Annotated in this window: 25 protein-coding genes and 1 tRNA gene; 15 read left to right on the plus strand and 11 right to left on the minus strand. The window is 55.0% G+C overall.

Annotated features, from left to right (window positions below):
- Positions 1-35: 35 nt before the first annotated feature.
- On the minus strand, positions 36-536 hold the full coding sequence (locus BLP45_RS03055) for a hemerythrin domain-containing protein (protein ID WP_090370028.1): 501 nt from the start codon (positions 534-536) through the stop codon (positions 36-38).
- Between the two features lie 491 nt (positions 537-1,027).
- On the opposite strand from BLP45_RS03055, the gene BLP45_RS03060 reads away from it, so the two are divergent.
- Positions 1,028-1,330, plus strand: a complete 303-nt coding sequence (locus BLP45_RS03060; protein WP_256327673.1) for a KGG domain-containing protein — start codon at positions 1,028-1,030, stop codon at positions 1,328-1,330.
- Between the two features lie 108 nt (positions 1,331-1,438).
- Here the strand turns inward: BLP45_RS03060 and BLP45_RS03065 are convergent, their stop codons facing one another.
- The 6 genes from BLP45_RS03065 to BLP45_RS03090 form a co-directional block, all read right to left on the minus strand.
- Complete coding sequence (locus BLP45_RS03065; RefSeq protein ID WP_090369669.1) at positions 1,439-2,302, minus strand: DUF72 domain-containing protein; 864 nt, start codon at positions 2,300-2,302, stop codon at positions 1,439-1,441.
- A 6-nt stretch (positions 2,303-2,308) separates the two neighbouring features.
- Positions 2,309-2,650: a cupin domain-containing protein gene (locus BLP45_RS03070; RefSeq protein WP_090369671.1), complete on the minus strand. Its 342-nt coding sequence runs from the start codon at positions 2,648-2,650 to the stop codon at positions 2,309-2,311.
- 121 nt (positions 2,651-2,771) lie between these two features.
- Complete coding sequence (locus tag BLP45_RS03075) at positions 2,772-3,437, minus strand: UdgX family uracil-DNA binding protein (protein WP_090369673.1); 666 nt, start codon at positions 3,435-3,437, stop codon at positions 2,772-2,774.
- A 269-nt stretch (positions 3,438-3,706) separates the two neighbouring features.
- Positions 3,707-5,416 carry an ATP-binding protein gene (locus tag BLP45_RS03080; RefSeq protein ID WP_090369675.1) on the minus strand — a complete coding sequence of 570 codons (1,710 nt, stop codon included), beginning with the start codon at positions 5,414-5,416 and terminating at the stop codon, positions 3,707-3,709.
- A gap of 52 nt (positions 5,417-5,468) precedes the next feature.
- On the minus strand, positions 5,469-5,882 hold the full coding sequence (locus BLP45_RS03085) for a response regulator (RefSeq protein WP_090369677.1): 414 nt from the start codon (positions 5,880-5,882) through the stop codon (positions 5,469-5,471).
- Entirely contained in the window at positions 5,879-7,795 is a 1,917-nt protein-coding gene (locus BLP45_RS03090; RefSeq protein WP_090370030.1) for a Tar ligand binding domain-containing protein, read from the minus strand. The genes BLP45_RS03085 and BLP45_RS03090 overlap by 4 nt, the downstream gene beginning before the upstream one ends.
- A 383-nt stretch (positions 7,796-8,178) precedes the next feature.
- Here BLP45_RS03090 and BLP45_RS03095 point away from each other — a divergent pair, with 383 nt between their 5' ends.
- Positions 8,179-8,766 (plus strand): CHRD domain-containing protein, encoded by a 588-nt coding sequence (locus BLP45_RS03095; protein ID WP_090369679.1) that lies wholly within the window; start codon positions 8,179-8,181, stop codon positions 8,764-8,766.
- 323 nt (positions 8,767-9,089) lie between these two features.
- On the opposite strand, the gene BLP45_RS14860 is transcribed toward BLP45_RS03095, so the two are convergent.
- Complete coding sequence (locus BLP45_RS14860; RefSeq protein WP_256327652.1) at positions 9,090-9,578, minus strand: hypothetical protein; 489 nt, start codon at positions 9,576-9,578, stop codon at positions 9,090-9,092.
- Positions 9,579-9,730: 152 nt separating this feature from the next.
- On the minus strand, positions 9,731-10,264 hold the full coding sequence (locus BLP45_RS03105) for a helix-turn-helix domain-containing protein (protein WP_090369681.1): 534 nt from the start codon (positions 10,262-10,264) through the stop codon (positions 9,731-9,733).
- A gap of 252 nt (positions 10,265-10,516) precedes the next feature.
- Between BLP45_RS03105 and BLP45_RS03110 the strand changes: the two genes are divergently transcribed.
- The 13 genes from BLP45_RS03110 (at position 10,517) to motD (ending at position 22,964) form a co-directional block, all read left to right on the plus strand.
- A tRNA-Leu gene (locus tag BLP45_RS03110) sits at positions 10,517-10,605 on the plus strand.
- A 406-nt stretch (positions 10,606-11,011) separates the two neighbouring features.
- Positions 11,012-11,329 (plus strand): flagellar transcriptional regulator FlhD, encoded by a 318-nt coding sequence (flhD, locus tag BLP45_RS03115; protein WP_090369683.1) that lies wholly within the window; start codon positions 11,012-11,014, stop codon positions 11,327-11,329.
- A gap of 106 nt (positions 11,330-11,435) precedes the next feature.
- Positions 11,436-11,984 (plus strand): flagellar transcriptional regulator FlhC, encoded by a 549-nt coding sequence (gene flhC, locus BLP45_RS03120; protein ID WP_090369685.1) that lies wholly within the window; start codon positions 11,436-11,438, stop codon positions 11,982-11,984.
- 264 nt (positions 11,985-12,248) lie between these two features.
- Positions 12,249-13,109: a flagellar motor stator protein MotA gene (motA, locus tag BLP45_RS03125; RefSeq protein WP_090369687.1), complete on the plus strand. Its 861-nt coding sequence runs from the start codon at positions 12,249-12,251 to the stop codon at positions 13,107-13,109.
- A gap of 18 nt (positions 13,110-13,127) precedes the next feature.
- Complete coding sequence (gene motB, locus BLP45_RS03130; RefSeq protein ID WP_090369689.1) at positions 13,128-14,057, plus strand: flagellar motor protein MotB; 930 nt, start codon at positions 13,128-13,130, stop codon at positions 14,055-14,057.
- Between the two features lie 246 nt (positions 14,058-14,303).
- On the plus strand, positions 14,304-15,464 hold the full coding sequence (gene flhB / locus BLP45_RS03135) for a flagellar biosynthesis protein FlhB (protein ID WP_090370034.1): 1,161 nt from the start codon (positions 14,304-14,306) through the stop codon (positions 15,462-15,464).
- 3 nt (positions 15,465-15,467) lie between these two features.
- Positions 15,468-17,546 (plus strand): flagellar biosynthesis protein FlhA, encoded by a 2,079-nt coding sequence (gene flhA, locus BLP45_RS03140; RefSeq protein ID WP_090369691.1) that lies wholly within the window; start codon positions 15,468-15,470, stop codon positions 17,544-17,546.
- Complete coding sequence (gene flhF / locus BLP45_RS03145) at positions 17,543-19,273, plus strand: flagellar biosynthesis GTPase FlhF (protein WP_090369692.1); 1,731 nt, start codon at positions 17,543-17,545, stop codon at positions 19,271-19,273. Before flhA ends, flhF begins: the two co-directional genes overlap by 4 nt.
- Complete coding sequence (locus BLP45_RS03150) at positions 19,254-20,204, plus strand: MinD/ParA family ATP-binding protein (RefSeq protein WP_090369694.1); 951 nt, start codon at positions 19,254-19,256, stop codon at positions 20,202-20,204. The genes flhF and BLP45_RS03150 overlap by 20 nt, the downstream gene beginning before the upstream one ends.
- Positions 20,197-20,925, plus strand: a complete 729-nt coding sequence (locus tag BLP45_RS03155; protein ID WP_090370035.1) for an RNA polymerase sigma factor FliA — start codon at positions 20,197-20,199, stop codon at positions 20,923-20,925. Before BLP45_RS03150 ends, BLP45_RS03155 begins: the two co-directional genes overlap by 8 nt.
- On the plus strand, positions 20,907-21,647 hold the full coding sequence (locus BLP45_RS03160) for a flagellar motor protein (protein WP_090369696.1): 741 nt from the start codon (positions 20,907-20,909) through the stop codon (positions 21,645-21,647). The genes BLP45_RS03155 and BLP45_RS03160 overlap by 19 nt, the downstream gene beginning before the upstream one ends.
- Before the next feature lie 116 nt (positions 21,648-21,763).
- Positions 21,764-21,994 (plus strand): hypothetical protein, encoded by a 231-nt coding sequence (locus BLP45_RS14300; protein ID WP_143002378.1) that lies wholly within the window; start codon positions 21,764-21,766, stop codon positions 21,992-21,994.
- 40 nt (positions 21,995-22,034) lie between these two features.
- Positions 22,035-22,964 carry a flagellar motor protein MotD gene (gene motD, locus BLP45_RS03165; protein WP_256327653.1) on the plus strand — a complete coding sequence of 310 codons (930 nt, stop codon included), beginning with the start codon at positions 22,035-22,037 and terminating at the stop codon, positions 22,962-22,964.
- 187 nt (positions 22,965-23,151) lie between these two features.
- Here the strand turns inward: motD and BLP45_RS03170 are convergent, their stop codons facing one another.
- Both BLP45_RS03170 and flgM read right to left on the minus strand, forming a co-directional pair.
- On the minus strand, positions 23,152-23,646 hold the full coding sequence (locus BLP45_RS03170; protein ID WP_256327654.1) for a flagella synthesis protein FlgN: 495 nt from the start codon (positions 23,644-23,646) through the stop codon (positions 23,152-23,154).
- A complete protein-coding gene (gene flgM / locus BLP45_RS03175; protein ID WP_143002379.1) occupies positions 23,639-23,941 on the minus strand; it encodes a flagellar biosynthesis anti-sigma factor FlgM in 303 nt (100 codons plus the stop codon). Before flgM ends, BLP45_RS03170 begins: the two co-directional genes overlap by 8 nt.
- Positions 23,942-24,128: the final 187 nt, after the last annotated feature.

Genomic DNA, 24,128 nt, shown 5'->3' on the forward strand with positions numbered 1-24,128 from the left:
GCAGGAGTCTCCAGCCCCACTTTGGTATCGTTTCGTTATTCCTCCATTAATTCCTCTTTGCGCCTGGCTATTTCAAGACCAATCTCTTCAAGGTCCATTTTGGATTTTTGTGCCTTGGGAAATATCTGATTCTGTTCTTCTTCTATGTGGTGATTAACATATTCACCTAATACAGTTACCAATGCGTCATACATCGGATCGGAAACATTCATCGACTGAATCTGCGCGATCAGATCTTTTGCCGATGCATGCTCCACTACTGCCTCGTTCATCAGATCATCATCATCAATCGCTTCGCGGACGGCAGGATAGAATATTTCCTCTTCCAGTTGCGCATGGATGGAAAGTTCCTTGCAGATCTGTGTGGCCAGTTCTTCTTTTCCTTCCTCGTCATTCTTTTTGCATAACTTTTCGTACTCCTTGAACAGCTTTTTTACCTTGTTGTGATCATCAGTCAAGAGCTTGGTTGCATCGTTTTTGCTTTTGCCCGTTGCATGTGTTGCGGATTTCCGTGTTGTGCTTTGTGTTGTCGGCATGATTATCTCCAGTTGTGTCAATAACGATAAATTGGGTGATTTGTCGAAGACCGCAAATCGCTTCTTCGCTTCTTCTCGAATCCATAACAGATGGGCCATGCATTCGTTGCAAGCAAGATAATCCGTGGCGCTCTCAGGTTCCGTTCGATAACCCACATTCGCCGCCCAATTCTTGAGCATGCTATTTGTGAGAAGGCTCGGTGGCGGCAAGACGGCCTGATTGCTATCCCTGCTAGTCCTATCCGACTATGTATGATTCCGAACAGAAGGAAGTGATTTTGTTCACTAGCATCAAATCGTCCTCTGTTTTTAATACCTATAATGAGGTAAGGATTCCAATGACATCCATGTGCTTAATTGAATTCAACAACGTGTCAGCGGAAGAATTTTTCAAATATTCCAAATAGGAGTTTTCCATCATGACTTCAGACAGGGAAAGAAACAGTAATGACAGAGGCGGCGGTAACGAAAGTAAACGTGGCTTTGCTTCGATGGATGAAAATAAACAACGTGAAATCGCCAGCCAGGGTGGTAAAGCCGCTCATGAGAAGGGAACTGCGCACGAGTTCGATTCTGAAGAAGCTCGTGAAGCCGGCCGAAAAGGTGGCCAAGCGGCGCATGAGAAAGGAAGGGCGCACGAATTCAGTTCTCAGGAGGCTCGGGAAGCTGGACGAAAGGGCGGGGAATCTCGCGGAAAAGGCGGTGCGGACAATAATGACTCTTCGTCTTCGAGCAGGGGCGGGGGTTCCGGACAGCATGCAAAGGCAGGTAGTCAAAGCCATAAAAACCGCTAACAGCCCGGTGCGCGAAGAAGACAGAAAGAACGTCTTCTTCCGCAGCTGTTACACCTCATGCAGCAAGGCTTTCCAGGCTCTGCCTGTGGAGTTAGACGGGGCGCTCCTTTAGAGTTTTGCTATCAGATCCTGGGCGTCAAACGGAGCCTTTACCTTGACATCGTTATCGAAATAGCAATAGACGTCGCGGGAATGCCGTTGCGGCGGCGGTTGCGTGGAGATAAGGTGCGCATCATCCGGCTGAGAGCCGATGCGCCAGGCGTGGATCCGGTCTGACCAGCGCGTCAGCGCTTCGGGGGAATAGCCGCTTGCATAGATCTCCTTGTCGCCATGCAAGCGGAGATAGAGAAAATCGGCCGTAATGTCTTCCCGGTAGGGCCACTTTCCTGCTGTATCCGCGACCACCAGCGCAATGTTGTGTTCACGCAGCAGCTGCACAAAAGACTCGTCGACGAAGCTTTCGTGCCGGATCTCGATCGCATGACGTAATACGCGGTTGGCATCGATAGCCAGGCGGGCACGCCCGGTCATGCGTTTCTCGCGCCGGCGGGCAAGGCTCAGCGCCTGTTTGGTATCACGCGGCAAAATCTCGAAGAAACCCTTCATTCTTCCGGCGTCGTAGCGGAAGCTCGGGGGAAACTGCCATAAGATGGGGCCGATTTTCTCCCGCAAGTTGAATATTCCGGACGCGAAAAAATTGGCGAGCGGGCCTTCGACATCCCGCAGACGTCTTATATGCGTAATATAGCGCGCCCCCTTGATGCTGAAAACGAAGTTTGGCGGCGTATCCTGATACCAGCGCTCGAAACTCTCCGGTCTTTGCAGCGAGTAAAACGTCCCGTTTATTTCTATTGTGGAAAACTTGCGAGAGGCGTATTCAAGTTCGCGATGTTGCGGAAGGCCGGGAGGATAAAAGACCCCCCGCCATGGCGGATAGCGCCAGCCGGAAATTCCAATTCGCGTTTCGCCCATTTGTTATCAGCCCTGTCCGCCCGGCAATGCTTCGCCGCCGGGGGTATAGGCGGGCGGTACGTAGAAATTGAGCGTTCGCAAGGCGTCCTGGCCCGTATTGCGAATTTCATGCTCGTCGCCCCGTTCGACAAGCATGAGCGCGCCTTCTTCCAGCTGGTGGCGTTCACCATTCACTGTCGCGATACCGGTTCCCGACAATACATAGAGCCACTGATCAGCGCCGCGGTGGCGATTGCCGGAACCGCCTTCCGCACTCCCGGGCGGTAAAACCATTTCGGCTGCCTGGGAGCCGCGATTGCCGAGGACCACGCGAAATCCATTTTCGAACCGTAGATTTTTCCATTTCATTTATGCCTCCTGTGTCAATCTATAATTGAACCATGGGAACATAAGCGGTTTCGCGATGCTTGATGCTTGCGGAGGATTCCACAAGATTTGTCATCGCTCTCAAGGCAAGCAACGCCCTATTTTACGTGGCGCGCAGGAACGGCTTTGCCAGCTCGAGATCGGTTACAAACCGGCGGTATTCATTATCTTTGTCTTGCTCGGGCACGCGCAGCAAAAACGATGGATGGACGGTAATCAATAATGATATCCCTGGCGCATACTGATGCAGCTTGCCGCGATTCACCATGATGGGTGTTGCGCGACCGAGAATAGAGCGAGCGGCTGTTGCGCCCAGTGCGACAAGGAGGTTGGGGCCAATCAGTTCGATTTCACGTCTCAGCCAGTCGTGACACGCGGCAATTTCCGCATCAACGGGTTTCTTGTGAAGACGGCGCTTGCCGCGAAGTTCAAATTTGAAGTGCTTGACGGCGTTGGTCACATACACCTGCTCGCGCGGAACATCGACCGCCGCCAGCGCCCGGGTCAGAAGCCCGCCGGCCGGGCCGACGAATGGGTGGCCCGCCAGGTCTTCCTGGTCTCCAGGTTGCTCGCCGACGAGCATGATTGGCGCGTGCGCGGGGCCTTCGCCGAAAACAGTTTGCGTAGCGTTCTTCCATAGTGGGCAAGCCCGACAAGTCACGGCCGCCTTTCGCAGGGCCTCAATGGATTCGCCCGCCCGGTCCGCCGGATGTGATCCAATTGCTGGTTTAACAATTGCTGGTTTAACAATTGCTGGTTTAGTCTTCATCAAGATTGAACCTCATAGTTAGACCTTGGGGAGTGTCTGCTATTCCATGGGTTACTGATGAGCTATGGGACTGTTGTATATAATGTTAACAGATCGGGGAAGAGGGTAGCGGCATAAAAAAGGGATGCGTATTCGAGGAGTTCGTGGAATGCAAGGTGGATTTGCCTACACACATTCCGAGGTTTTCACGCGCACAGCCAGAAGACAAATAGAAGAGCTTAGGAAAATCTGGTATGGTCAGGAAATTGGTGGATGCGGGAATGGCAATCCTAGTTTTTCGTACCAACCGCTTCGGCTTTATGTTCCTTCGTAACAAGTCTGGAAGCATCGTCCAGGATCAGTTCGAACCAGAACATGCTACCCACTCCGACGGTGCTCTCCACGCCGATTGTCCCGCCCATCAGTTCGACGAGTTGCTTCGTTACCACCAGGCCGATGCCTGTGCCTTCAACAGAGCCGGTTTCCTGCCCGAGACGATTAAATTGCTGGAAAAGCTGCGCCAGTTTTTCCGGCGGCAGCCCTGGTCCGGTATCCTTGACGCTGATACGAATACGTCCCGATTCCAACGCGTGGCAGCCCACTTCCACAGTCCCCCCGTCGCGGTTGTATTTGATCGCATTCGACAGGAGATTGATCAGTACCTGCTTCACCCGGGTTCGATCGGCTTTAACATATAGCTGTGTATCCTGCGGCGGAAAAGTCACACGAATACCGCGCTCCTGCGCTTGCGGTTCGCTCATGGTCTGGCATTCACACAAGACCTCTGCCATACAAACCGGTTCTTGCGAAACCACGAGTTTGCCCGATTCGATCGCCGAGAGATCAAGAATTTTGTTAATCAATTCCAGCAGGTACCATCCCGCGCCGGCAATCTCCTTGAGCATCGTCATTTGGGTAGGTGTCGGCGCGGGGGAACCGGACTCCATCAATTGGGTGAAACCAAGCATGACATTCAGCGGAGAACGCAGCTCATGAGTCATGCTGGAAAGAAAATCCGATTTTGCAAGATTGGCTTTTTCGGCATCGGTCTTGGCTTTAGTCAGCTCTACCTCGATCAGCTTGCGTTCGGCAATGTCCCGGCGCAATTCCTCGTTCAGCTTCGCCAGTTCATTTGTGCGCTTGGCGACCAGTTCCTCAAGACGGTCGCGATATTGACGCGATTCCTCCTCCACCTGTTTGCTTTCGTTGATGTCCACCAGGATGCCCTGAAGAAATAGCGAGCGTCCCGACTCATCGCGTACCACGCTTGCTTCATCCCGGAACCAGGAAACTGCCCCGTCACGGGAAAGCAGACGGTATTCGCAACGCAATGAAGTACCCGTAGCCCGGCTTTTTGCGCGTTCTTCAAGGGCATGGGGCCGATCTTCGGGGTGAATTTGGGCGAGGTGGATATCCGGATCGTTCAGCCATTGTTCGGGGGAAAAACCGAGCGTCCCGATCTGGGAGCTGACGTAGAGAAAGCGGTTCGTTCCATCCAGCGCGGCGATATAAACGATGGCGGGAATTTTCTCGACCAGGGAACGGTATTTGGCCTCTGCCTGAAACAGCTTGTCTTCCGCCTGTTTTTTTTCCGCCAGCATCCGCCGCTCAGCCAGCACGCGCTGAATGACGGCGGGCAGCAATTCGAGGTATTGCCGGTCCGTGTCCTTGATCAGGTAATCCCGCGCGCCGCGCTTCATGGCTGCCACCGCGATTGTGGCGTTGTCCGCCCCTGTCAGCATCATTACGGGTATTGAGATATTACCCGTGACATCGCTCAATGCAGCCAGAAACTCCAACCCGTTCAGGTCCGGCAAATGGTAGTCGAGCAAAACGCAGTCCGGTTGTTCCGCATGAGCCAGTTCCAGCCCCTCCCTGCCGGTTTCGGCTTCGGAAAGCACGAACTCATAGTCCGGATCCTGCGCAAGAGTGCGGCGGCAGGCCATGCGATCCACTACGTCGTCCTCGACGAGAAGTACGCGAATCAACGGTTTAGTCATAAAAGAATCAGGTGGTGGCAAGAATCCCGAAATATTCCTATGGTTCGCCCTGTCAGGGCATCTCGCTAATGGTCCAATACGCGTCAATCGAACGCATGACCTCGACGAACTGCCGGTAGTCAACGGGCTTGGCCATGTAGCCCGCTACTCCCAAATTAAAACTGTTTACCTTGTCCTGCTGTTCCTCCGATGTAGTCAATACCACTACCGGAATACGCTTTAGTTGATCATCATTTTTCACCACCTGCAGAAATTCGATGCCATTCATGATTGGCATATTCAGGTCAAGCAATATGATGCACGGTTTTTCGCTTGCCGGGTCTTGCAGGTAATTTACCGCTTCCTCGCCGTTTTCCAAATGCACCAGCGGATTCGTTACGTGGATCTCCTTCAACGCACGCGTGACCGTCATCGTGTCCACTTGATCGTCTTCCACCAGGAGAATGGGTTTGTTAGTAATTTTCACGCTTCTTTTCCTTTAGTTAGGTTAATAACTTCCGCAATTTGAGGCAGGGTAAAAAAAAATGTACTGCCTTCGCCGGGTACGGATTCGACCCAGATACGCCCGCCGTACATCTCCACGATTTTTTTCACCAGCGCCAGTCCGACACCTGTGCTTTCTATCCGGTCGCGCGGGGCGAGCGTCTGGAATAGTTGAAAGATTTTTTCGAAATGGCGCGGCTCGATGCCGGGCCCATTATCGGACACGCTGAACTTCCACTGATCACCCTCGGCGCTGCAACCGATACGAATTTCGCCGCGAGGCTTATCCATGTACTTAATCGCGTTGGAGAGCAAGTTCTGAAATATCTGCTGGACACGGGTCGGCTCCGCGATGATGTTCGGCAGAGGAGCTTCTACGCTGATGGTAACATTTACAGGCGGGGAAAGGAGATCAATCACCTCCTGCACAACCTGGCCGAGATCCAGCTTGATCAGTGCCTCCTTCACACGGCCAACCCGCGAATATTGCAAAATACCGTCGATCAAGTTACTCATGCGATGCACCCGGCTGACGAGCAGGCGCATATGCTCTTTTCCCTCGTCATCGAATTTATCCGCGTAATCGGTGGAAAGCCAATCCGCTAACGCCCCAATGGCGCGCAGCGGCGACTTTAGATCATGAGATACGACATAAGCAAAATCTTTTAATTCTTCATTGGCGCTTTCCAGCTCAGCCATTAAACGTGATTTCTGTTCCTCCACCAGTTTACGCTCGCTGATGTCGCGCATCATCGCAACAAACATGCGGTGTTCGCTGCCGTGTATCTCGACCACCGCAAGGTCCATGGGGAATGCCGTGCCATTTTTACGCAGACCGGTTACCTCATTGGTCATTCCAAGCGCTGCGGATTTTTTCGCTTCCAGATATTGCCTGAAATAGTCAGCATATTGACCTTGCTCGGGCTCCGGTTGCGGGAACAGCAAATTGACATTTTGCCCGATGAGCTCGCTTTCCGCATAATCAAAAATTCGCTCTGCAGCCGGGTTGAAGGTTTTGATCACACCCTTTTCATCAATCGAGGCGACGCCATCGATCAGATTGCTCAGGAGGGCGCTGGTATGTGCCTCGCTCTCGCGTATCTGGCGAATGGTATCCACCAGGCTGTCCCGCATCTCCTTCAAGGCTTGCATGAGCTGTCCGATTTCATTCTTGGAACGAACCTCGATTTCCTGCATAAAATTTCCCGCGGCGACGCCTCGTGAAATCTTTACTACGTGTTCCAGAGGCCGGAAAATTGTCCTGCTGACCATGATGCTGATCAGTGCAGCCAGCATCAGCGCAATAATTACCGATGCGATGAGAAGGTTGCGAATGGCCTCGAAGCGGTTCTGTTCCCGGTTATATTCCCGGCCGATTTCATCCAGTTGCAGCTTGGAGAGCGACTTGATGCTTCTATTCACCGGATCATAGAGGGGGCGAATCTTTTCTACCAGAATCCGGTACGCTTCCCCCACTTCATTTGCGCGTAACGCGGTTACCGCCGCCTTTATGCCTTCAGTAAGAAATCTGTCGCGGTCTTCAGCGAATTGCAGGGCCAGCACTTTCTCTTCCGGGGTAAGATAAGTTGTAATGTAATCTTCCCAGATACGCGTGAGCTCCTCGATATCCTGGTCGATCGCTGCGGTTTTGCTCTGAATAGTCTCAGGCGTTGGCATCATTAGCGCCGAGGTGATGGCGAGTCGATTTCGCAGCAGGAGCGATTCAATATCGGCGACCTGCTTGAGGGGGATGGCGCGATCATGATAAACCGTTTTCAAGCCGTCAATCGCGTTACTCATGCCGAACAAGCCGAGCAGTTCGATTCCCAGCAGGAACGCGCCCATGAAAAATAAAATAAAGATCAGGCGCGACTTGATGGTCAAATTTCTGAGCATATCGACCTGAGTGATTCCAAAATGGCGAGGATCCGCAATTTCCACATCCGTAATTTTGTTTGGTCCCGAATACTACCGCATGACGCGAAGTGGGAAAACTTCTTACTTAAGAAACACTCGTCAGAATGGGCTGGTGAAGCTTGCAAGGGGGCAGGGAATTTCTTCAGCACCGGTGCAACATGCGTCCACAGCTCTGTGTACTGAACGGCACCGCTCCGCGGAGTCAGTCAACCACCCCCCACGATCAGTCCGAAAGTACCATTGAAGAACCGATCTCGATGAGTAAAATGAACTAGCTCTTTGTATTCCGTCGATCCTGGTAGTTTGTTCGCTGATTGTTTTGCAGCGCTTGGCAGTCCAACCCATCTTGAAGGATAACGATCATGAAACTCAGCGCCTTATTTGCAGGTTGTTTATTCGCGGCCGCACTCGCCATGCCGGCGGCCGCTCAGCAGACAGTATATACAGCAGTGCTCAATGGTCCAAGCGAGGACGATCCGAATAATTCTCCCGGACTCGGTACGGCAACGGTCACCATTGATCTTGATGCATCCACCATGCGTGTTCAGGAGAGTTTTAGCGGCCTCTTGTATGATGTCACAGCTTCACACATCCACTGTTGTACGGATGAACCTCGAACCGGCGCCGTCGGTGTGGCGACCACGGTTCCCACGTTTACGGACTTTCCGTCCGGTGTGACCTCTGGTACTTATGACCACACTTTCGACATGACACTCGCGTCGAGCTACAACCCAACCTTTGTCGCGGCAAATGGAACCGTGAGTGGCGCTTTCAGTGCACTTGTGGCAGGACTGGATGCGGGTACCGCTTATGCGAACATTCACACCACTGCGTTCCCCGCCGGGGAGATCCGCGGTTTCCTGGCACCCATACCCGAACCTGAGACTTACGGGATGCTGCTTGCCGGCCTTGCTATGGTAAGCCTGATGGCTCGCCGCCGTCGCGTTTGACCAGGGTGCGTGACGACCAGGGAGAAACAGGGGCTGAGTGCCCCTGTTTTTTTCGTGTTCGCTTTAAGGGGTTAAGACTGTTTTTAGCCGGCCAAAAATGAACAGACGAGCAAGCTGGCAACAAAATTATTCGTTGCTTTATTAAAGGATGACGCAAACCCTTATTCATCCGCATAATACCCGTTCCTAAAAATTACGGCGGTGTATTTTAACAGCGCGCCTCATCTTGTCGGGGTGCAAAGAAGAATGCTGGAAGGACCACCCGCACCCGGACTGTTCCGTGGAATTCCTTATTCAACATTTTTACCGCTTGCCGCTATATGCTAGCTGGAAGACATCTTGAGTGGATTTAATGGCAGGTTAATTTCCCTGGCTTTGGTTTGCACTGCTGTGGAAGTCCTGCCCAGCCTTAGTGCGATCCGTCTTATTGGCGTATTTTGTTCGGCGAGCTTTCTTAAAACCTGCTCCTGCTGTGTTGTCCAGGGTTTACCGGAATTGACCGGCTGCCCCCGCCTATCGCGCTGTCGTCTTTCACCCAATCTTTTTTGATGCTCTCGCGGCGCCGTCTCCGCCGGAATCTGCTCCTGCGCCGAATTTGGCTTGCAAATCCCGGATATTATCTCTAGAGCTCTTCGCCGCATGGACTCAGATAATTCTTGAGATACATTCCCCTCAGATAGAGTCTGAAGGAGCTTAACAAGCTCTTTCCGAGTATTGGGGGGCAGCAGTGCGATGAGCGCCTCGAGGATGTGATGAGAGCGTTGAAATTCCTCAAGCGAAGGGATCGTTGCTGGTTGTTCAATAACTTCCATTGTCTGGCTTCCTCCTGGTTTTGTCGTCCGAGCCGTTTAATTAGCGGCCGGTCCATATCTCACGGCTTTTTTTGCCAATAGAATAGCTACCGGCCTTCAAAATCCTGAGTTACCCCTGATTTGTTGCTCCAATCCTGAAGCTCGGCATGCTGTTAGCGGCTGCTTGCACGCCTTTCATGTTTGCGCCGGTCTTTTATTCCGTACCATCGCGGGTTATCGATCTTTCGCTGCTCGACTGTCCTTCGATCTGACCAGGAGGACAGGGAAGCAGCGGGAGCGCGGTGGGCAGAAACACTAGCTGGAGTGCGTTGCCGGATTTTACGTGTGTCCTTGGGAGTACTGAGGCGGGGTCTTTTTTTACTCAGTCTTTTACATAGCTCCGCTATAAGATGCGTGTCTTCCGCTGACATGAACCGCATCGCGTTCATCACATCAACAATAAGAGAATCATGGGACTGCCCAGATCGCATTCTGGCGCTCATGTCCCCATCGCCGGTAGCGATCCACATGGGGCTAGCGCCGATCCTGGCTTCGATTTCAACCAGATTTCTGCGCGGCACACCTCTGCTTTTCCAGTTGTGTAGCGTTTGTCCCGAAATATCCAGCAACAAAGCAACGGCTGATTCGTTCTTTGCCCCCTTCAATTCCTTCGCCGCTTTCAGCAGGCGCGCGTAGCTGTTTTCCATCTTGTTCAATCCATTCACATACCATGTCGCTATATTAAACAATTTGTTTAATATAATAAACAGATTGTTTACAATCTGCTGCGATGTAGAAGAGGAGGGAGGAGGAAAGTAGGTCAAAAGTAATTGATACTCCAGGGGGCCCTTGGAGCGTAGGAATATTAATCGTGTACAGCAGTCGTCTTATTGGTTACAATTATCCAACCGAATGTTGACATAACATGCTGATAAATAGGGATGAATTTCGATTAAAGTGCCCGGATGGTGAAATTGGTAGACACAAGGGACTTAAAATCCCTCGGGCTTAACCGCCCGTGCCGGTTCGATTCCGGCTCCGGGCACCAATAAAACAACATGTTATGGTGCACTCTTAATTCTACTTCTAGAAGTATTTTCTTGGCCTGTGTTTTTTTCTGCCACACATCAGTCCCATACTAACTCGGCGCAGACTTCGCCTGTCAGGATGACAAATCCAGTATCCGCGCATAATAAAAAATATTTATGTTCCGCCCTAAAGTTCCCCGCGATGCCGTCGTTGATTGAAACATGCTTTCATAATATGGCTGTAATAGCAGGGCGACATTCGATTTACCAGGGGAGATCGTCTCTTACAGTTCTTGAGCGCTCCGTGTAGGAAGTTTTCCTACACGGAGGTATGACCGTTTCCTACGCGTAAATCGGAAGGATTCCGGTTTTTTCGCGCTGCTCGAATGCGCACAATGAACTCCTCACACAAATGGGGGGTGAAAAATGAACGCTAATGAATTGACGACCGAAATCAAGGAGCTCAACCTGACTTACCTGATGCTGGCCAGGCAGATGGTGCATGCCGATAAGGATATGGCGATTTTCCGGTTGGGAATCAGCAAGGATATTGCTGAGATACTGGCGGTCCTGACACCGGGCCAGATTCTTAAGATGTCAAATTCCAATATGATGTTGTGCCGCATACGCTTCGACGATAACCTGGTGTTCGGCATGCTCGCCAATTACGGTAAAGAAAAGATGATGGCGCAATCTCATGCCGCTATCCTCATGGCCGGCCAACCGGTCGAAGAAATCTGCTGAAGATCAGGAAGACTTCCAAAGAGTCGAAAAAATTTTCTGAAGGCTGGTAAAAGTTTCCGGGAGCCAGGAGTTTTTCCGGATCGCGGGATAAAGAGGGAGCATCATAATGGGTAAAAAAAGCGTGGTGTCGGAAGCTAAAGAGATTCAGGCCGCAATCGAAATGATCGGCCTGGGTGCTCGCCTGCAGTTGCTGGAGAGCGAAATCAGCCTTAGCCGCGAGCGGCTCATCAAGCTATACAAGGAATTGAAAGGCGTTTCCCCTCCCAAGGGAATGCTGCCGTTTTCCACCGACTGGTTCCTGACCTGGCAACCCAATATCCACTCCTCGGTGTTTATCGATATTTATCGTTATTTGACTGCGCATGCCGACTGTCGCGGTATCAGCGCAATTGTTAAAAGCTACAAGCTCTATCTGGAGCACTGCCAGATGAGCGAACTGGAGCCGATATTGAGCCTGACCCGTGCCTGGACCTTGGTACGCTTCTTCAAAGGCGGCATGCTGCAAACGGCGCCCTGCACGCAGTGCAGCGGACATTTTGTAGTGCACAGCAACGATCTTTATCACCGCTATGTGTGCGGCTTATGCCACACTCCCTCCCGCGCCGGAAAAACCAACAAATCACGGGCGGTCACGCTCGCGGCCATGGCGGCGTAGCAGCTCCGGCAGTCGTCCGCCAGTCCGATTACCCTCTTTACCGGTGGTTGGGATTTTTCCCTCCATCGGTTTTTCTTTCCTGGCCGTCCTTCCTTGCTTGTTACCTAAAGTTTGCCGGATTCCGGCCGTTACACAGGTGCGTGTTTTTGCCCCTTAATCCCGTCGCCGCATCTGCGCTTGATCATATTTACAGCGCAAGAGCCACGGATCAAGGCGAAGCCTGTGTAATCGACGCAATAACCTAAGTCGGGGAGTATCGGAAAGATGTTGGTCATAGTGGGATGTCTCATTGTCCTCGGGTCGGTATTTGGTGGGTTTGCTCTTGCCGGTGGCCATTTGGCTGCCCTGTACCAGCCCCTGGAACTATTGATAATTGGCGGCGCGGCGGTGGGCGCTTTCGTTCTGGGGAATACGCGCAAGGCGCAAAAAGCGACGTTCAAAACGCTCCCGAAAGTTCTGGAGGGGCCCCGGTACACAAAAGAGCTATGCATGGATTTGATGGCGCTGCTTTACGATCTCCTCGCGAAGGTGCGCAAGGACGGAATGATGTCGATCGAGGCTGACGTGGATAGACCTTTTGAAAGTCCCATATTTGCGCACTATCCCAATATTCTCGCCGACCATCAGGTGATCGAGTTCATGACAGATTACCTGCGTCTGATGGTGGGTGGCAATCTTAATGCATTCGAGCTCGAGAATTTGATGGACAACGAGATCGAGACTCATCACCAGGAGGGGGAAATGCCGGTGCATTGCATGAGCAAACTGGGTGACAGCATGCCGGCCTTCGGCATTATCGCGGCGGTAATGGGCGTGATTCATACCATGGCGTCGGTAGGCCTGCCGCCGTCTGAATTGGGAATTCTGGTTGCCCAGGCGTTGGTGGGTACCTTCCTCGGTATCCTGCTTGGCTACGGTTTCGTCAGTCCGCTTGCCGCCGTGCTGGAGCAGAAGCTGGAAGAGTCCACCAAAATGCTGCAGTGCATCAGGATTACCCTGCTTGCCAGTATTAACGGCTACGCGCCGGCGCTGGCGGTCGAGTTCGGCCGCAAGGTGTTGTACTCGACCGAACGGCCCAGTTTCATTGAACTGGAAGACCGTGTCAGGCAGGCCAGGAACAAGTGATCGAAGCGGAGCCCATTCATGGCTAATGATCTGCGCCGCATCGTTGTCAAGAAAATTAAAAAAGGTGGTGCCGACCACGGCGGCCAATGGAAGATCGCCTACGCTGACTTTATTACCGCAATGATGGCATTCTTCCTGCTCATGTGGCTGCTGAGCTCTTCCACCAGGGAGGAATTGGAGGGCGTCTCCGAATACTTCCGGACCCCGCTTCAGATCTCTCCGACCAGAAGCTTTGGTAATGAGGATAAAACCAGCCTGATCCAGGGGGGCGGCAAGGACTTGACGCGGCGCGAAGGGCAGGTGAGAAAGGCCGATTTCGAAACCGGTAAAAGAAATCGTAGCCTCAAGGCTGCGCAAGCCGAGCTGGAGGCGCTCGATACACTCAAGCTCGAAAATTTGAAAAAACGGCTGGAGCGCTTGATCGAGTCTCACACGACCATGCGTGACTTCAAGGAGCAGCTGCTGCTGGATATTACCTCTGAAGGCCTACGTATTCAGATCGTCGATGACAGGAACCGACCCATGTTCGCGCTCGCCAGGGCTGAATTGCAACCCTATACCAAGGATATTCTGCAAAAGCTAGGCGGGGTGCTGAATGAAATGCCAAACAGGGTGAGCCTCTCGGGCCACACCGACGCTACAGTCTATGCAAACGGTGAGAAGAGTTACAGCAACTGGGAACTGTCGGCTGACCGGGCCAACGCTTCGCGACGCCAGTTGATCATGGGCGGCATGAACGAGCAGAAAATCATGCGTGTAGTAGGCTTGAGCTCGGCAGTACTGTTCGACAAGAACGACCCGACCAATCCCGTTAACCGGCGTATCAGCATTATCGTGATGAGCAACAAGGCGGCGGATGCGTTGAGCAAGGAAGGCGGTACAACGCGGGAAGTCAGAAGCGACGCCACCGTTAATACGCAAACCTTGCTGCCTCCCGAAGCCGGTTAAACTCGAATCCGGCTTTCTTGTGCCGCTGTTTCACCTTTTGGTGCGTTCGCTACAGCCGACTGTCCACCGCCAGCTCCAACGGAGCGGCTTCAAGTTAAAGCAGCCATCCAACAATAATTTTATTCTTAAAGCAGAATTGCGGGACGAATTCCGCTCTTTTCATTCGATAGCCGGTTCCTGAACCGTTCGATAATCGCTCCCATGCAGCAGATGGGCCGGTTATGAACGCATTTGCAGGGGTCAGCGGTGAGCGAAGAAAGTGATCTGGAAAAAACGGAACCTGCGTCGCCGAGAAAACTTGAGAAATCCCGCGACGACGGGCAAGTCCCCCGTTCCGCGGAGCTATCCACGTTCGCGGTCCTGATCGCGGCCGGCGGCAGTCTGTGGCTGATGGGGGATCACCTCACCGCTCAGCTTACATCCTTGATGAGAGATGGAATGCGGGTGCCGCGCGACGTCGCCTTCGATTCGGGGTTGCTTTTCGAGCGGCTGTTCGGTCAATCCCTGCATACCCTGTTTGCCTTCGCTCCTTTCCTGATCCTGATGTTCCTGGTGGCATTGGCCGCGCCGATGCTGATTTCCGGCTGGCTCTTTACCTGGAAGTCTCTCGCACCCGACTTCAAACGGCTCAACCCGGTAAGCGGGGTGGGCCGCATGTTTTCGTGGAACAGTCTCGTTGAACTGACCAAGGCTCTTCTCAAGGCCACGCTGATCGGGGGGGTGGGCGCCTGGACCATCTGGCACCACAAGGAAGCGGTACTGTCACTCATCGCGGCTCCACTCGCCCTGGGCGCCGGTCATATGGGCGACCTGGTCGTCATGAGCTTTCTCGCTATCGCGGGGACCATGATATTGATCGCAGCGGTGGATGTGCCATTCCAGATCTGGGATCACCATCGCAAGTTGAGGATGACAAAAGAAGAAGTGCGCAAGGAAAACAAGGAAACCGATGGCGATCCATACATCAAGGCGCGCATTCGCGCCCAGCAGCGCGAGATGTCGAGAAAGCGCATGATGGCCGAAGTCCCCAAGGCCGACGTGATTGTTACCAATCCGACGCATTACTCGGTTGCGCTCAAATACGAAGAGGGCAAGATGCGCGCGCCGCGCGTCGTCGCCAAGGGGTCGCACCTCCTGGCACTGAAAATTCGGGAAGTGGGCGAGCAACACAAGGTGCCTCTGCTGGAAGCGCCGCCGCTCGCCCGTGCCTTGTATCACCATGCCGAGTTGGGCGATGAGGTTCCCCAAACTTTATACAACGCAGTGGCCGAAGTGCTGGCCTACGTCTATCAGTTGCGCCGCCATCGCGAATACGGCGGCAAAGCTCCTCACATGCCTGACGCCTCAGCGGTGCCAGCCGAACTGGATCCGGAACATGCGATGCCTGGCGGAGAAAGGACCGAATAACCAATGAACGCAATCACCAGGCTCAACTATCTATTCAACGGCGTGAATGCGCGCAGCCTCATGGGGCCGTTATTGATACTCATGATTCTGGGCATGATGGTGCTGCCGTTGCCGGCCTTCGTGCTCGATGTCATGTTCACATTCAATATTGCCTTGTCCATCATGGTGTTACTGGTGAGCATTCATACCCACAAGCCATTGGAGTTCGCGGTATTTCCCACGGTGCTGCTGCTTACGACGTTATTGCGGTTGTCGCTCAATGTTGCCTCGACCCGCATTGTGCTGATGGAGGGCCATACCGGGCCGGATGCCGCCGGCAAGGTGATCGAGGCATTCGGACATTACCTGGTGGGCGGCAACTACGCGGTTGGCATCATCGTGTTTATTATTCTCGTCGTGATCAATTTCATCGTCATCACCAAGGGTGCCGGGCGCATCGCGGAAGTCGCGGCGCGCTTTACCCTGGATGCGATGCCGGGCAAGCAAATGGCCATAGACGCCGACTTGAACGCCGGCCTCCTCGGCGAGGAGGAAGCTGGCAAGCGGCGCGCCACGATCGCCCAGGAAGCGGAGTTCTATGGCTCGATGGATGGCGCCAGCAAATTCGTGCGGGGCGATGCGATCGCCGGGATCCTGATCCTGTTCATCAATGTAATCGGCGGCCTCATTGTCGGCGTATTACAGCATGACCTGGATATTTCCACCGCGGCAAGCAATTACACGCTGCTCGCCATCGGCGATGGCCTGGTCGCCCAAATTCCGGCACTCATCATTTCCACCGCCGCGGGCTTGGTGGTGAGCCGAGTCGGCACCGACGAGGATATCAGCGGCCAACTTGCGAGTCAGCTCTTTTCCAGGCCCCAGGTGCTGATTCTGACCGCCGCGATTGTCGGTCTCATGGGCCTCATTCCGGGCATGCCGCACGTTGCCTTTCTGCTGCTGGCCGCTGTACTGGGGGGCGGTGCATATTTGATGGCGCGGCGCAAGAAGCAGGCAGCCACCCCAGTGATTGCCGCATCTTCCGCTCAGACTGAAGTGCTGGACGCCAGCTGGGACGACGTCACGCCGGTGGATATCCTCGGGCTTGAAGTGGGATACCGGCTGATCGCACTGGTGGATAAGGCGCAGGACGGTGAATTGCTGCGGCGTATCAAGGGCGTGCGCAAGAAGTTTGCCCAGGAGCTCGGATACCTGCCGCCCTCGGTGCATATTCGCGACAACCTGGAATTGCGACCTAATGGCTATCGCATTACGCTCAAAGGCGTCGCGGTCGGCGTCGGCGAGGTCAACGTCACTCAGTACCTGGCGATTAATCCGGGCGGTGTTTCAGGCAGTTTGCCCGGTCTTGCCACCAGCGATCCCGCCTTCGGACTGCCCGCAATCTGGATCGAGGCCAGCCATCGCGAGCAGGCACAGATACTGGGTTATACCGTAGTCGATCCCGGCACGGTGGTGGCGACGCATTTGAATCACGTCATGCACACCCATGCGTCGGAATTACTCGGTCGCATGGAAGTGCAGCATCTGCTCGACCGTCTAGCGAAGGATTCGCCCAAGCTGGTGGAAGACCTGACTCCCAAGCTCCTGCCACTTTCGACCGTGCAGAAAGTTTTGCAGAACCTGCTCGAAGAGAGCGTGCACATTCGCGACATGCGAACGATTGCCGATGCCATGGCCGAGCACGGCGGCCGTGTGCAGGACTCGCATGAGCTGACTGCTCTGGTTCGCATCGCCCTGGGCCGTGCGATCGTTCAGCAGATCTGGCCCCAGGCTGACGAGTTACAGGTCATGGCGCTCGATGCCGGACTTGAACGATTGCTGACGCAAGCCTTGCTAGCCAGTCCGAACAGCCCCGGCATTGAGCCGGGACTGGCTGATACCCTGCTGCGTGAAGCGACGGGGGCAAGCCAGCGCCAGGAGCAAGTGGGCCTCGTTCCGGTACTGCTGGTGCCGGCGCCGCTGCGAATATTGCTCGCACGCTTCCTGCGCCGGGCTCTGCCACAGCTCAAAATACTATCGCATGCTGAAGTACCCGATTCCAGCAACATTAAAGTTACCTCTATCCTAGGAGCAAGAGCATGAGCATTAAGCGATTTCTGGCTAAAACAACACGTGACGCATTGCATCTGGTGCGCGAGGCGCTCGGACCGGATGGGGTGATTCTGTCCAATCGTGCCGTTGATGGGGGCGTTGAGATACTGGCCCTGCGTTCCGACGATATGAATGCACTGGTGCCGGCGGCCGTGAAGGACGAAGCCGTAGCCGTAGCCACTGCACACCCGCTCCGTGAGGGGCATGGAACCGAGCCTGGGGACCAGGTCAAAGCCGTTGATTCTCCCACTGGAAAAAATTTCCCTGGGTCTGAAGTGGAGGCCGGGGCAGGCTTCAAAGATCTGCCCCGGCTCAAGTTGCCCGTTTTCGACGGGAAGCATGGGCAATTGGTAAAACGGCGGGCACTTGCCGATCTTGCCATTGAATCCCGTCAAACGAAGATCGATATGGGACATTGGGGGCAGCAGGAGCAGGATTCCGCCAGTGGGGGTAAAAAAAGACAGCCCGCAATGAATGCCCGCAAAACGGAGCATTCCATAATCAGGCGAATAGCGGATCAGGTGGCAAACACGCTGGCGGAGTCGGCGAAGGACGCGGTAACGGCGGAAACTGTCTACGGCAAGACAGGGGTCAAAAAGCGGCAGACTGCAACCGGCGCGCGCAAAGCAGTCAGCCGGACGGTGTCGAAGGCCGGGATCGGCGTCGATAAACAGAAATCCGCTGCTCGCCAGGTGGCCGACGAAGTCGCCGCAAGCGTGCTTAGCGAGATCAAGTCAATGCGGGGCAACCTGGAACAACAATTGGCCGCGCTGACCTGGAACGAACGGCAACGGCGCGACCCGGCTCGCGGACAGGTGCTGCGCCAGCTATTGGCGGCAGGTTTCAGCACTTCCCTGGCCCACGAACTATTGGACAAACTGCCCCCGTCACAGCAAGGGCGACCGGAAGGGTGGCAGGAGGGACGGCAGGAAGATGGGCATGGGGAAGATGCGATGAATTGGGTAAAGACCGTCCTGGCGGACAATCTCCCGACGATCGGCAGCGAGAACGAAATGCTTGAAAAAGGTGGGGTTTACGCCTTGGTGGGACCGACCGGCGTGGGTAAGACTACCACTACCGCCAAACTCGCGGCGCGTTGCGTCGTACGTCACGGGTCGGACAAATTGGCGCTGCTGACGACGGACGGCTACCGGATCGGCGGCCATGAACAACTACGCATTTATGGCAAAATCCTGGGCGTCACGGTGTATGCGGTAAAGGACACGCAGGATCTGGTTCTGGCGCTGGCGGAATTGCGGGGCAAGCATATGGTATTGATCGATACTGTCGGCATGGGCCAGCGTGACAAAATGGTAGCCGAGCAGGCGGCGATGCTGGCCGGCTGCGGAACCGAGGTCAAGCGTTTGCTGCTGCTCAATGCCGCATCCAGTGGGGACACGCTGAACGAGGTGGTTCAGGCCTACCGGGGCGGCGGCCTGGCCGGAGCCATCATCACCAAGCTGGACGAAGCGGTTACGCCGGGTTGCGCGCTGGATATCGCAATCCGCCATCAGTTAACGCTCTATTATGTCGCCACTGGGCAGCGCGTTCCGGAAGATCTGCATCTGGCGGATCCCGCTTACCTGGTTGACAGCGCATTCAACAATCTTCCCGCCGCGTCTCCCTTCACCGTGCCGGAGGAGGCACTCCCGCTGCTCATGGCAGGCATTAAAAGTGGTGCGGCCAGACTGAATATGAATGGGGCTCGCCTTGGCTAACCCGGTCCAGGATCAGGCCGAGGGGCTGCGCCGCCTGCTGGTACGGGATTTTCCGCGTATCGTCACCGTTGCTTCCGGCAGTGCGGGTGTAGGGATGACCACCGCGGTGATCAACCTGGCCACGGCCCTGGTGCGTGACGGCAAGGACGTGCTGGTGATCGACGAAAATACGGGTGCCAATAATCTTGGCGGTACGCTGGGCCTCCGCGCACACCGTGACCTGCTGGATGTGATGCGGCGCGATAAAACGCTCGATGAAGTAATCATCCTTGCCCCCCCAGGCTTCCGTCTTCTGCCGGCAGGACGCGGCATGCGCATGCTCGGAAAGCTTGGTTCACGTGACCAGGCGCATCTGATCGATTGTTTCGCACGTTTTGCCCCGCCGGCGGACGTAGTACTGGTCGACGCGGCGGCGGGCCGGGCCAGCCGACTGCTGCCGCTCAATTGTTCCAGCCATGAAGTCGTGGTAGCGGTCTCACCGGAATCGGCTTCGATTACTGCGGCCTATGCATTGATCAAGCATATCAGCGGCGAACACGGCAAGAGACAATTCCGCATACTGGTCAACAAGGCCCGGACAGAAACCGAAGCGCGGATAATTTTTGACAATATGGCAAGCGCGGCAAATCGCTATCTGACGGTATCGCTCGACTTTATGGGTTTCGTTCCGCCGGATGACAAACTCAGGCAGTCAGTTCATCTAGGGCGTCCGGTAATCGAATCGTTCCCCGCGGCCGCGTCCGTATCCGCATTCCGTCAGTTAGCGGAATCACTCACTCGCTGGCCGTACCGTGAGGGTGAAAATAACAGCGAAGGTGGGGGGTTGAAGGGTTTCATGCAATGCCTGATCCAAGCCGGGCAAGGCAGCGATACCAACCCGGCGTCCGCAGGATCGCATGGACGGCGAGAGCAGCAGGTGAACCATGTATAACGCGGCAGGTATCGTCGCCAAACAGCGTCCACTCGACGAATTCGTTCCGCTGGTTAAACGCATTGCCAATTACATGATGGCTAAACTACCGGCGAGCGTGGAGGTGGAAGACCTGGTCCAGGTTGGCATGATCGGCCTCATGGATGCATTGAGCCGCTACGAGGAGACTCCGGGAGCCCAGTTTGAGACCTATGCCGCGCAGCGCATCCGCGGCGCAATGCTGGATGAACTGCGGCAGACGGATTGGCTGCCGCGGGGGGCGCGCAAGAGTATGCGTCAAATCGAGGCGGCGGTGCATGCGTTGCAGCAGCGTCTTGGGCGTTCGCCTAACGAAGCCGAGATAGCCCAAGAACTCAAGGTGCCACTTGCCGACTACCACCAGATGCTGCTGGATGCGCGCGGAACCCAGCTTATCCATTATGAAGACTTCGTGGAGGGTGGCGATGATGATTTTCTGGAGCGCAATTGCGCCGATACCGGTAGCGATCCACTGGCAAGCCTGCTGGACAATAATCTGCGGCAAGTACTGGTCGACGCGATCGCGGACCTGCCGGAGCGGGAAAAAACGCTGATGGGCCTGTACTACGAGCAGGAGATGAATTTCAAGGAGATCGGTGCGGTTCTCGGCGTATCAGAGTCGAGAGTATGTCAGATACATAACCAGGTGGTTGCGCGGTTACGCGCCAAACTTAAGGAACGCGCATGGACTTCAATAGCATAATCGGCATCCTGATCGCTCTAATCGCCGTATTCGGCGGCCAGGCGCTGGAAGGCGGCCACTTCGGCTCGCTTCTCCAGCTTACCGCCTTCGCTATCGTGCTCGGGGGTACACTCGGCGCGGTGCTGTTGCAAAGCCCTGTGCGCCAGTTCCTGCTCGGCATGAAAATGGGCCGCTGGGTGTTCGTTCCGCCGCTGCTCGACGCCACCGCGCTGGTGGAGCATATCGCAACCTGGAGCGCCGCTGCGCGCAAAGAGGGCTTGCTGGCGCTTGATCCGCATATTGACGGCATCGATGACCCGTTCGTGAAGAAAGGGCTGCAACTGGTAGTGGACGGCACCGAGCCGCTGGTATTGAAACGGGTACTGGAAGTGGAGATCGAGACTTTCGAGGACTTGCATCACCAAGGCGCCAAGGTATGGGAAGCGGCTGGGGGATACGCCCCGACCATCGGCATCCTGGGGGCGGTGATCGGGCTTATCCAGGTGATGGAAAATTTATCGGATCCCGCTCACCTGGGGGCCGGCATCGCGGTCGCCTTCGTTGCCACCATTTACGGTGTCGGACTGGCCAACCTTGCCTTTCTGCCGATCGCCAACAAACTGAAGACCCTGATTGCCCGCCAGGTGTTGATGCGTGAAATGCTGGTGGATGGACTGGTAGGAATCGCCAATGGTGAAAACCCGAGGCTCATCGCCGGACGGTTGAAAGGGTATATGGTATGACAAGTAACCGGCGAGCGTTACATGAGGTCGGGCGATATTCATCCCAAAGGCTGGGCTAAGCCGTTGCGCTGCGCTTTGCTCCATTCATCCTTACCGAAAAACACAGGGGCATAATAATGAAAGGCAATGACCGCGTAGCGACAAGAGGCAGCGTCTCGGATACAGCTAGCCCGGATCCGGACGGCAAGGAAGCGTCGGTGAAAGATATGGAACCTGGCGAAAGGCAAGATATGGAGCCTGGCGAAAGGCGGCAAGGCGCAACACGTTCCCGTACGGAACGTCGTGATCCCCATAGTGTAAGAGCAGGTAATCCTGACAGGAGAAATCCGGACCGGAGTGACGTATGAGCGACAGAAGAAGCGGTGACAAAGAATAAGCGGCGGATATATGCGTCTTAGATACCCGCTGCCTGTCCTGTCACCACCCCTGTATGGTAAAAACCCCAAGCTCAAAATGCGGCGCAAATCCAGGCTGGACGAGCATGAAAATTCCGACCGCTGGCTGGTATCCTACGCGGACTTCATCACGCTGCTACTGGCGGTGTTCGCCGTAATGTACGCGGTGTCCCAGGTAAATGAGGGCAAATATCGGGCGTTGGCGCGTTCATCCATCAATACGGCCGGCAAGGAATTGGCCCGCCGCGATCCCGTGAGCGATGCGGTGATCGTGGCTCCTGATCCCCAACCGTTACCGATGGCATCTCCGCCGTCTGCGCTCGACTTGGCGGCACAAAAAGCGAGCCATTTTGCGGAGGCGCAGCTTCGCAAGCAGGAACGGATGCAGCGCATCGCACGCGACATCATGACCGCGTTCGCTCCTCTTGTGGAAAAAGGGCAGGTGCGCGTGACACAAAGCGAGCGCGGCGTACGGGTCGAGATCGATGCCAGCGTACTATTCGCGCCCGGCGAAGCGGCGTTGCAGGAGGACTCCAGCAGGGCGCTCAGGGCGGTGGGAGAGATATTGAAGAACGGAGACTATGCGATTCACGTGGAAGGCCATACCGATGACATCCCGATCACCACCGCAAGATTCCCCTCCAACTGGGAGCTGTCGGCGGTACGCGCCAGCAGCGTGGTGCGATTGCTGATCGACAACGGAGTGCAGGCTACCCGGCTTACGGCGCTGGGCTATGGTGAAAACCGGCCGGTGGAATCGAATGATAGCGAGGAAGGCCGCGCACGCAACCGGCGGGTTACGCTGATGATCTTATCCACCGTGCCCGACGTCTTCCCGGAGACGTTACCCGGGACCCCGGAGATACCGGGGGATGCATCCACCGACGTCTTACTAGACTCCCCCAACGAATTTTCGGCTTGAAGAAACCCATGAGCGGAGTAGGGAAGACCCTTGTTCCAGCTCCCCGATTGTGGTGAATTTAGTTGTGGTGAATTTAGCAAAACGATGCACGCTGGAAGGCGCAAGGCTCCTGCTTGTCATGGTGCTCAACTGCCGGATTCAGGATTGTGGATACAGCTGCGGATGGAGGCAGGATCGGTGCGGTGGATCAGCCTTCGCCAAGCTGCCGCCCGGCGGAAAAAAGCCTTGGCTGGCCATCCGCGCCATATAACCCGGTACCGTGGGTTGCGGCTTGCAGTACCGAGAGCGCCTGCTGGTTGTAGCGCAGCCGCTGGTTGACCAGAATCCCATTGATTTTGTTGAGCTGACTGGCGGTCTCCGCGAGTTGAAGCAATTCCCGCCAGGCATCCGCGGCAGCTGGACAAGTTTCCAGTCCACGCTCGATACCCAGGCGATCCTGTGTGTGGCCCAGCTTTGCAAGCCAGTAATTGCGTGCGTCAGCCAGTTGGGCGAGCTGTTGGGCCTGTTGCGCTTTTTCTTTTTCCAGCAGCGGCAGCAGGGATACATCCGCCTGCTGCAACGCGTGTTGCTCCCGTTTCAGGACGTCAACAAAGTCCCGCGCCGCATCGCGTTCACGAGTGATGCACGCGGCCGGATCGAAAGCCATTTCGGCCAAAGGTGCTTTTACGTCAGAATCAGCCATGCCTGGTCTGGATCAGATCCCGCACAGTCTCCAGCAAACGATCCGCCACTTTGTCGGGATTCACGACAAAATGGCCCTCGCTGATCGCCTTCTTGATTTCTTCAACCCGCGCGGCATTGAACACTTCGCCGCTGGCGAAATTTTTCTCGATGTTTCGCAGTTGCGCACTCAGCTGAACGTTGTCATCGTTTGATGCCGTGGCCCCCTCGGTTTTTTGGCCGGCTTTGTCAGGACGCGCCAGTGCTTCCCCCATGGGTGAGACAACAGCAGTCTTGATGGAATTATCTATTTTCACAATGTACCTCCTATTGACCGTAAACAGCTTAACGGCAATCTCCGGGGAAACTTTAGGTCAATCCACAAAAAAATCGTGGGCCGCTGTCCCTGTATTGCTCGCCGTCAAACATTTATATTATGCACCCGCGCGCCTTGCCTGGCACTGTCGAACCGGCCATCAAATAGTTTAGAGAAGCACGCTCTGG

The sequence above is a fragment of the Nitrosospira sp. Nl5 genome (assembly GCF_900102495.1).
GTDB lineage: Bacteria > Pseudomonadota > Gammaproteobacteria > Burkholderiales > Nitrosomonadaceae > Nitrosospira.

Bases quoted from the DNA above. Each gene is read 5' to 3' on its own strand.
- BLP45_RS03095 (WP_090369679.1), top strand. From the start codon at position 8,179: ATGAAACTCAGCGCCTTATTTGCAGGTTGTTTATTCGCGGCCGCACTC.
- BLP45_RS03105 (WP_090369681.1), bottom strand. From the start codon at position 10,264: ATGGAAAACAGCTACGCGCGCCTGCTGAAAGCGGCGAAGGAATTGAAG.
- motB (WP_090369689.1), top strand. From the start codon at position 13,128: ATGGCTAATGATCTGCGCCGCATCGTTGTCAAGAAAATTAAAAAAGGT.
- BLP45_RS03065 (WP_090369669.1), bottom strand. From the start codon at position 2,302: ATGGGCGAAACGCGAATTGGAATTTCCGGCTGGCGCTATCCGCCATGG.
- flhC (WP_090369685.1), top strand. From the start codon at position 11,436: ATGGGTAAAAAAAGCGTGGTGTCGGAAGCTAAAGAGATTCAGGCCGCA.
- BLP45_RS03060 (WP_256327673.1), top strand. From the start codon at position 1,028: ATGGATGAAAATAAACAACGTGAAATCGCCAGCCAGGGTGGTAAAGCC.
- BLP45_RS14860 (WP_256327652.1), bottom strand. From the start codon at position 9,578: ATGGAAGTTATTGAACAACCAGCAACGATCCCTTCGCTTGAGGAATTT.
- motD (WP_256327653.1), top strand. From the start codon at position 22,035: ATGCGTCTTAGATACCCGCTGCCTGTCCTGTCACCACCCCTGTATGGT.
- BLP45_RS03170 (WP_256327654.1), bottom strand. From the start codon at position 23,646: ATGGCTGATTCTGACGTAAAAGCACCTTTGGCCGAAATGGCTTTCGAT.
- BLP45_RS03155 (WP_090370035.1), top strand. From the start codon at position 20,197: ATGTATAACGCGGCAGGTATCGTCGCCAAACAGCGTCCACTCGACGAA.
- BLP45_RS03160 (WP_090369696.1), top strand. From the start codon at position 20,907: ATGGACTTCAATAGCATAATCGGCATCCTGATCGCTCTAATCGCCGTA.
- BLP45_RS03090 (WP_090370030.1), bottom strand. From the start codon at position 7,795: ATGCTCAGAAATTTGACCATCAAGTCGCGCCTGATCTTTATTTTATTT.
- flhA (WP_090369691.1), top strand. From the start codon at position 15,468: ATGAACGCAATCACCAGGCTCAACTATCTATTCAACGGCGTGAATGCG.
- BLP45_RS03075 (WP_090369673.1), bottom strand. From the start codon at position 3,437: ATGAAGACTAAACCAGCAATTGTTAAACCAGCAATTGTTAAACCAGCA.
- BLP45_RS03080 (WP_090369675.1), bottom strand. From the start codon at position 5,416: ATGACTAAACCGTTGATTCGCGTACTTCTCGTCGAGGACGACGTAGTG.
- BLP45_RS03150 (WP_090369694.1), top strand. From the start codon at position 19,254: ATGGGGCTCGCCTTGGCTAACCCGGTCCAGGATCAGGCCGAGGGGCTG.
- flhD (WP_090369683.1), top strand. From the start codon at position 11,012: ATGAACGCTAATGAATTGACGACCGAAATCAAGGAGCTCAACCTGACT.
- motA (WP_090369687.1), top strand. From the start codon at position 12,249: ATGTTGGTCATAGTGGGATGTCTCATTGTCCTCGGGTCGGTATTTGGT.
- BLP45_RS03070 (WP_090369671.1), bottom strand. From the start codon at position 2,650: ATGAAATGGAAAAATCTACGGTTCGAAAATGGATTTCGCGTGGTCCTC.
- BLP45_RS03055 (WP_090370028.1), bottom strand. From the start codon at position 536: ATGCCGACAACACAAAGCACAACACGGAAATCCGCAACACATGCAACG.
- BLP45_RS14300 (WP_143002378.1), top strand. From the start codon at position 21,764: ATGAAAGGCAATGACCGCGTAGCGACAAGAGGCAGCGTCTCGGATACA.
- flhF (WP_090369692.1), top strand. From the start codon at position 17,543: ATGAGCATTAAGCGATTTCTGGCTAAAACAACACGTGACGCATTGCAT.